Source organism: Brevibacterium sp. (assembly GCF_022712115.1).
GTDB classification, from domain to species: Bacteria; Actinomycetota; Actinomycetes; order Actinomycetales; family Brevibacteriaceae; genus Brevibacterium; species Brevibacterium salitolerans.
Window position 1 is genome coordinate 1 of the sequence record NZ_JALAHB010000247.1, and the last position, 6,604, is coordinate 6,604.

Sequence of the window (6,604 nt, forward strand, 5' to 3'; positions counted from 1 at the left end):
CTGGTCGTCGGCGATGAGCACGCGGATCATGAGTCCTCCTGGGCGGTGAGCAGGGTGGGGGAAGCGGTAGGTGTTGCGGGACTGTGGGCCGAGTCGGGCGGGACCGAGGCGGGGCGTCCGGTTTCGGCCCCGTCTGCGGCTTCGGCGGGAACCGGCAGCAGCAGCGTCGCTGTCCAGTGCCCCTGCCCGTCCGGGCCCGCATGGAAGCTCCCGTCGAGGAGTGCGGCCCGTTCCACCGCTCCCACCAGTCCGTATCCCGTGCCGGTCGTGCCGGTGGCGTGGGCGGTCGGTCCCAGCGGATTGCTGACGGTCAGGCGCAGTGTGAGTCTGCTGTCGGAGCCCGTGCCCGAGGCCTCGGGCACGGTCCGCCCCGGTGCTTCTTCCCGGTCCACCGGTGCTGCGTCCCGGCCCCGGGCCCGGTCCCCCTCACCAGCGGAAGGCGGGAGCGTCTCGAGCACGACGGTGAGGGGCTGGCCCGGTGCATGCGCGTGGGCATTGAGCAGGGTCTCCTTCAGCACGCTCAGCACGGCCTGTGCGGCCGCCGGCGGGACGGGCGCGGCCAGGTGGAGGCGGGTGTCCACGTGCAGGCCGCGTTCGGCCGTGAGCGTCTCGATCAGCCGCTGCGCGGTCTCCTCCAGCGGTGCGTGCTCCGGCGCCTCACTGTCGTCCTCACGGAGGGTGCGGACCACTGTGCGCATGTCGTTCAGGGCCCGTGCGGTCTTCTCCTCGACCTCAGAGAGAACGGGGTCGTCGCTGGTGATCCGCAGCGCGCGCACGGAGAGCAGCACGTCCATGAGCTCGTGGGCGGCGAGGTCGTGGAGTTCGCGGGCCATGCGATTGCGCTCGCGTGCCACTGCCTCGGCGTTGCGCGCGTGTGCGCGGTCCTCGACCAGACGGGTCCGCTCCTCGAGGAGGCGGGCGCGTTCCGCGGCATCCCGGGCGCGCTGTCGCTGCAGCCGGAATCCGGTGCCGAGGGCGAAGCAGGTGAGGAAGAAGAAGCCCGGATCCAGGGCGGACAGGCCGATGGCAGGAAGCAGAGCGCCCGGCGGGTATTCGGCGAGCCTGCCGTCGGCCACGGCTGTGCCGATCCGCAGCGCGGCGCTGACCAGCCAGCCGGTGCCCACGAGCGCGAGGCCCGCACGCTGCGGTGCATGGGCGGCGACGGCATAGACGCTGAACCACAGGGGCAGCGTCATCCCGGCATTGCCCGTGTGGCCAGCGAGCAGTGAGCTCAGCGCGAAGACGAGGAGGACGGCGGTGCACACGCGCAGAGGATGAGTGCGGTGCCACCACAGGAAGCCGGCGGCGAGCGAGTTGGCCGCGACGAAGACGAGGTAGGTCCACAGCGCGGGTTCACCGGTGAATCCACCGCCCGCGGCGGTCGCCGTGATCGCCCAGACGAAGAGTGCGCCGGTGACCAGGCTCAGCCCGCCCACCACGAGGACGACGGTGCGGGTCTGCCGGGGGTCGTCAGCCAGTTCGGATTCCATGCTCCTCATCATGGAGGGCAGCAGGCGGTGAGCGCGTCTGCCTGTGGACGGATCTTGCGGTGGGGAAGGCGCGCGAAGACCAGCGCACAGCGCGGCACCGTAGCGTGGAGGGATGGAGATCCCCGCTCATCCGTGGAATCACAATATCCACTACCACCGGCTGATCCTCGACGCTGTGCCTGCGGGTGCCCATTCCGCTCTGGACGTGGGCTGCGGCAACGGCCTGCTCACTGCGGAGCTGAGCCGTACGGTGCCGGATGTGACGGGTCTCGATGCCGATGTCGCGGTGCTCGACAACGCACGGCGGCACTGCGCACAAGCCGGTTGCGAGCGGACCTCGTGGGTCCACGGCGACGTCATGACGCACGCGTTCGACCACCCCTTCGATGTCGTCGCCTCGGTGGCGACCCTGCACCACCTGCCGGACCTCGAGGCAGCACTCCTGCGGCTGGCGGATCTGACGGCTCCCGGGGGCGTGCTCGCGGTGGTGGGCCTCGCCCGGTCGCGCAGACCGGCTGACCTGCTGTTCGATCTGGCAGGCGCCGTGCAGCACCGGTGGCTGGTGCGTCGGCACGGGTTCTGGGAGCACACCGCACCGATGGTCTGGCCGCCTCCGCATGACTATGCGACGGTCCGCCGCACTGCACGGCGCGTGCTGACGGGAGTGCGGTGGAATCGGCTGCCGCTCTGGAGGTACGCGCTGGTCTGGCACCGGCCGCTCTGAACCGGGGCGCTGCGCTCGGCCGCCGGCTGTAGCCTGGGAGGCACGGAGCGCAGCGCGGGGGAGTGCGGAGGGCACGGCATGGGCGAGAAGATCGACTTCAAGCGCACACTCGAGCACTACCGAGCCTCCGGCGGCACGTTCCGCATCCTCGATGTGCCCGCGCAGCGCTACCTCATGATCGACGGCCACGGCGACCCCAACACCTCCCCGGAATTCGCGGAGGCGCTCGCCGCTCTCTATCCCGTGGCCTACTCGCTGAAGTTCGCCAGCAGGCAGGAGCTGGGCCGGGACTACGTGGTGCCTCCGCTGGAGGGCCTCTGGTGGGCCGAGGACATGGACGCCTTCACCACCGCTCGCGACACATCTCAGTGGGACTGGACGATGATGCTCCTCGTCCCCGGCTGGATCGAAGCACCCCTCCTCGCCGAGGCCGTGGCCCGCGCCGGTGCCAAGGGCCGTTCCAGCGCCAAGAGGCGTCCCGCGCGCCTGGACGACGTCCGCCTCGAGCGGCTCGAAGAGGGCAGATGCGTCCAGACGCTCCACGTGGGCCCCTTCGATGAGGAGGGTCCTGTCCTCGCAGAGATGCACCACAGCTTCATTCCGGACAACGGCCTGCGCATGACCGGCACGCATCATGAGGTGTACTTCAGCGACCTCCGCCGGACCGCCCCGGAGAAGCTGCGGACGCTGCTCCGCCAGCCGGTGGAGGAAGCGGATCCCGCCTGACCGGCACCGTCCTCACACCCCCAGGTCGGTGACGGCGCGGACGGCACCGGTGACGGCCTCGGCGACGGCGGCGAGGTCCTCCTCCGCGAACTCCGGGCCGATGCTCATGCGCACCGCACTGCGCGCCTCGTCCGCGTTCAGTCCCATCGCCTGCAGCACATGGCTGGGTTCCGTGGAGCCGGCGTGGCAGGCGGAGCCGGAGGAGCACAGCACGCCGCGTTCCTCGAGCTCCAGGAGCAGGGTCTCGCCGCCGAGGCCGGGGAAGGTGAAGGAGGCGATGAATGGCGAGCGCCGCGCAGGATCAGTGGGGCCGGTGGCCCGCGCCCGCCCGTCCGCGGCGTGGAGCACGGTCGCCTCGAGCCGTGCGCGGAGCCGATGCTGTTCGCTGTGCGCGGCCCGTTCGAGCGTGTCCTGCAGCGCCGCCGCCACGCCCAGGGCAGAGGCCACGCCCGGGGTGCCGGCGCGCCGCCCGCTCTCCTGCGCGCCGGGCATGAGCGGCACGAACGGCGTACCGGGTGCCAGCCGCAGCAGTCCTGCCCCCTGCGGCCCGGAGAGCTTGTGGGCGGAGAGCGTGAGCGCATCGGCATGGCGTGCGATCTCTGCCAGCTCCACCGCTCCCACCGCGGCCACGGCATCGACCATCACCGGGGCGCCGGCTGCATGGGCGAGTGCGGCCACCTCGGCGATGGGCTGGAGTGTACCCACCTCGTTGTTCACCGCCTGCACGGCCACAAGGGCACACTGTCCGCGCAGGTCGTCCCGGTGGGGCGGGGCGTTCCGGTCGCCCTCCGCGTCCATCTGATCCCCGAGGCCCAGCTCCTCGGCCAGCACATCCGGACGTACGGCCCCCGTGCCGTCCACCGGCAGGGTGACGAGCTCGAAGCCCTCGCGTTCGGCCAGCTGGGCGGCGGGGTCGAGCACGGAGGAGTGCTCCACCGCGCTCACCAGCAGGCGGGTGCGTGCGGGATCGCGGTCGCGGGCGGCGCGGGCGAGGCCCAGGACGGCCATGGCGTTGGACTCGGATCCGCCGGAGGTGAACACCACCTCCTCGGCAGTCACCCTGGCATCTGCGGGAGTGCTGAGCAGCTCCGCCACCAGCTCGCGGGCCGCCTCCAGGGCCGCCGCCATCTGCTTCCCGGCCCCGTGGACGCTGGCCGGATTGCCGAGTCCGCCGGTGAGCCACGGGTGCATGGCATCCAGCGCCGCCTGGGACAGGGGTGCCGAGGCCGCATGGTCGAGGTACAGCATGAGAGTGCTCCTTCGTGCGGGTGCCGCCGGATGGCTGCGACGCCATCGTGCGGTCGCGGGTCGCCACCTGCTGCGTGGCACTCCACCACCGGTGCCGTACGTATGGTGGTGCTATGCGCCGCAGGCGGCGTGGGAATCGCGATCCACCGTGTCCAGGCCCAGATCCAGGTTGCGGACGGAATGCGTGAGCGCCCCCACGGAGATGACGTCCACGCCGGTTTCTGCAATTGCGCGGACCGTCTGCAGGCTCACGCCGCCGCTGGCCTCCACGAGCGCTCTGCCGTCCACCAGGCGGATGCCCTCGACCAGTTCTGCAGGGGAGAAGTTGTCCAGCATGATCGTGTCGATGCCCGCGTCCGCCACGGCCTCGATCTGGTCCAGGCGGTCCACCTCGACCTCGACGTGCACGGTGTGTCCCAGACGCGCCCGTCCCGCACGCAGCGCGGCGGTGAGCTGCTCGCCCTCGCCCAGCAGAGTCACGTGGTTGTCCTTGAGCATCACCGCATCGGAGAGCCCGTCGCGGTGGTTGGCACCGCCGCCGCAGCGCACGGCGTACCGCTCGAGGATGCGCAGGCCCGGAGTCGTCTTCCGGGTGTCGGCGATGCGCACCGGCCGGCCCGTCGCCGCGGAGACGCAGCCGCTCACGGCATCCGCGTACTGCCAGGTGAGCGCGGCGACGGCGCACATGCGCTGCAGGAGGTTGAGCGCGGTGCGCTCGGCCAGCAGCAGCGTGTGCGCCGGTCCCTCCACGGTGAGGAGGACGTCACCGGCGGAGAAGGGGGCGGCCTCGGACACGGTCTGCTGCACCCGGCACTCCCCGGTGCCTGCATGCGCGGCGGCCTCGCGCACCACCGCGGCGAACACCTCTCCGCCGGCCATGACGCCGGCCTCCCGGGCGACGACCGCCGCCCGGGTGCGCATGCCGGCCGGCACGAAGGTCGCAGCCGTCACGTCGCCCCGGGGCGCGTCCTCCTGCAGCGCCGCCTGCGCGATCCGCCGCACGGCCGCGGCCGGGACGGGAGCCGCGGGGACCGGAGCCGCTCTGTCAGCCGCAGCCGGGCCGGGAGCCATTGCCCCAGCTCCAGCCACTGCCTCAGTCACTGGCACAGACATCGCCCTGCTCACCTCGGCACCGCTTCCAGCATGCGGTCCAGGGCCAGGCGGGCATCGGCGGCCTCGGCCTCGGGCACCGTGATCCGGTTGACGACCTCGCCCGCCACCAGCGATTCCAGCACCCAGGCGAGGTAGGCGGGGTGGATGCGGTACATCGTGGAGCAGGGGCACACCACGGGATCGAGGCAGAAGATCGTGTGCTCGGGGTGCTCTGCCGCGAGCCTGCTCACCATCGTGATCTCCGTGCCGATGGCGAACGTGGATCCGGCGGGAGCGGACTCGATCGCGCGGCGGATGTGGTCCGTGGAGCCGGATTCGTCGGCGGCGTCCACCACCTCCATGGGGCACTCCGGGTGCACGATCACCCGCACGTCCGGGTGCTCCGCGCGGGCGGCGGAGATCTGGTCCACCGTGAAGCGCTTGTGCACGGAGCAGAAGCCGTGCCACAGGATCACGGCCGAGTCCTCCAGCGAGGCGACTGTGTTGCCGTTGCCGCCCAGCGGCTTCCCCGGCGACCACAGGGGCATCCGCTCCAGCCCGATCCCCATCGCCCGCGCCGTGTTCCGGCCCAGGTGCTGATCCGGGAAGAACAGGACGCGGTGGGCCTTCTCGAACGCCCTCTCCAGCACCACGGCGGCGTTCGAGGAGGTGCACACGATCCCGCCGTGCCTGCCCACGAAGGCCTTGAGCGCGGCCGAGCAGTTCATGTAGGTGATGGGCATGACCGGCACCTTCCCGGTCTCGTCCGGGGTGTCGAGGGAGCCGCCCTCCTCGGCGAGCACCCGGGTCAGCTGCGCCCAGCAGTCCTCCACCCCTGCCACGTCTGCCATGTCCGCCATCGAGCAGCCCGCCGCCAGATTGGGCAGGATGACGGCCTGGTCGTCGCGGGAGAGGACGTCGGCGGGCTCGGCCATGAAGTGGACTCCGCAGAAGACGATGTACTCGGCCTCCTCACGGCCGAGCGCGGCCCTCGCCAGCTGGAAGGACTCGCCCAGGAAATCCGCGTGGGTCACGATCTCGTCGCGCTGGTAGAAGTGCCCCAGCACCACGACGCGCTCGCCCAGGGCCTCCTTGGCGGCGGTGATCCGGGCGTGGAGCTGATCCTCGTCGAGGTTCCGGTACTCCTCCGGCACGGGTCCCTGCACCGGGGCCGAGGCCGGGGCCCGGTCCTCCTGGGAGGCACCGGGGCCATAGCCGGGGCCGCGGCGATCGATGGTCCAGGGGGCGGTGGTGAGCTCCGGACTGCAGGACGAGGCCGAGGAGGCTGCGCCGCCCGTGCGGCGTATGCCGGGAGCACGCAGGC

General features: G+C 71.8%; 6 protein-coding genes. 2 read left to right on the forward strand and 4 right to left on the reverse strand.

Annotation, left to right across the window (positions count from 1 at the left end):
* Window positions 1-26: 26 nt before the first annotated feature.
* Window positions 27-1,490 (reverse strand): histidine kinase, encoded by a 1,464-nt coding sequence (locus Q0A33_RS14670; protein ID WP_291798421.1) that lies wholly within the window; start codon window positions 1,488-1,490, stop codon window positions 27-29.
* Window positions 1,491-1,602: 112 nt separating this feature from the next.
* On the opposite strand from Q0A33_RS14670, the gene Q0A33_RS14675 reads away from it, so the two are divergent.
* Window positions 1,603-2,214, forward strand: coding sequence for a class I SAM-dependent methyltransferase (locus Q0A33_RS14675; RefSeq protein ID WP_291798424.1), 612 nt, complete (start codon window positions 1,603-1,605; stop codon window positions 2,212-2,214).
* Window positions 2,215-2,292: 78 nt separating this feature from the next.
* Window positions 2,293-2,940: a GyrI-like domain-containing protein gene (locus Q0A33_RS14680; RefSeq protein WP_291798427.1), complete on the forward strand. Its 648-nt coding sequence runs from the start codon at window positions 2,293-2,295 to the stop codon at window positions 2,938-2,940.
* 12 nt (window positions 2,941-2,952) lie between these two features.
* On the opposite strand, the gene Q0A33_RS14685 is transcribed toward Q0A33_RS14680, so the two are convergent.
* The 3 genes from Q0A33_RS14685 to nadA all read right to left on the reverse strand — a co-directional run bounded on the left by Q0A33_RS14685 (window position 2,953) and on the right by nadA (window position 6,602).
* A complete protein-coding gene (locus Q0A33_RS14685; RefSeq protein ID WP_291798430.1) occupies window positions 2,953-4,188 on the reverse strand; it encodes an aminotransferase class V-fold PLP-dependent enzyme in 1,236 nt (411 codons plus the stop codon).
* Between the two features lie 111 nt (window positions 4,189-4,299).
* Complete coding sequence (gene nadC, locus Q0A33_RS14690; protein WP_291798433.1) at window positions 4,300-5,259, reverse strand: carboxylating nicotinate-nucleotide diphosphorylase; 960 nt, start codon at window positions 5,257-5,259, stop codon at window positions 4,300-4,302.
* 50 nt (window positions 5,260-5,309) lie between these two features.
* Complete coding sequence (gene nadA / locus Q0A33_RS14695) at window positions 5,310-6,602, reverse strand: quinolinate synthase NadA (RefSeq protein ID WP_291798435.1); 1,293 nt, start codon at window positions 6,600-6,602, stop codon at window positions 5,310-5,312.
* Window positions 6,603-6,604: the final 2 nt, after the last annotated feature.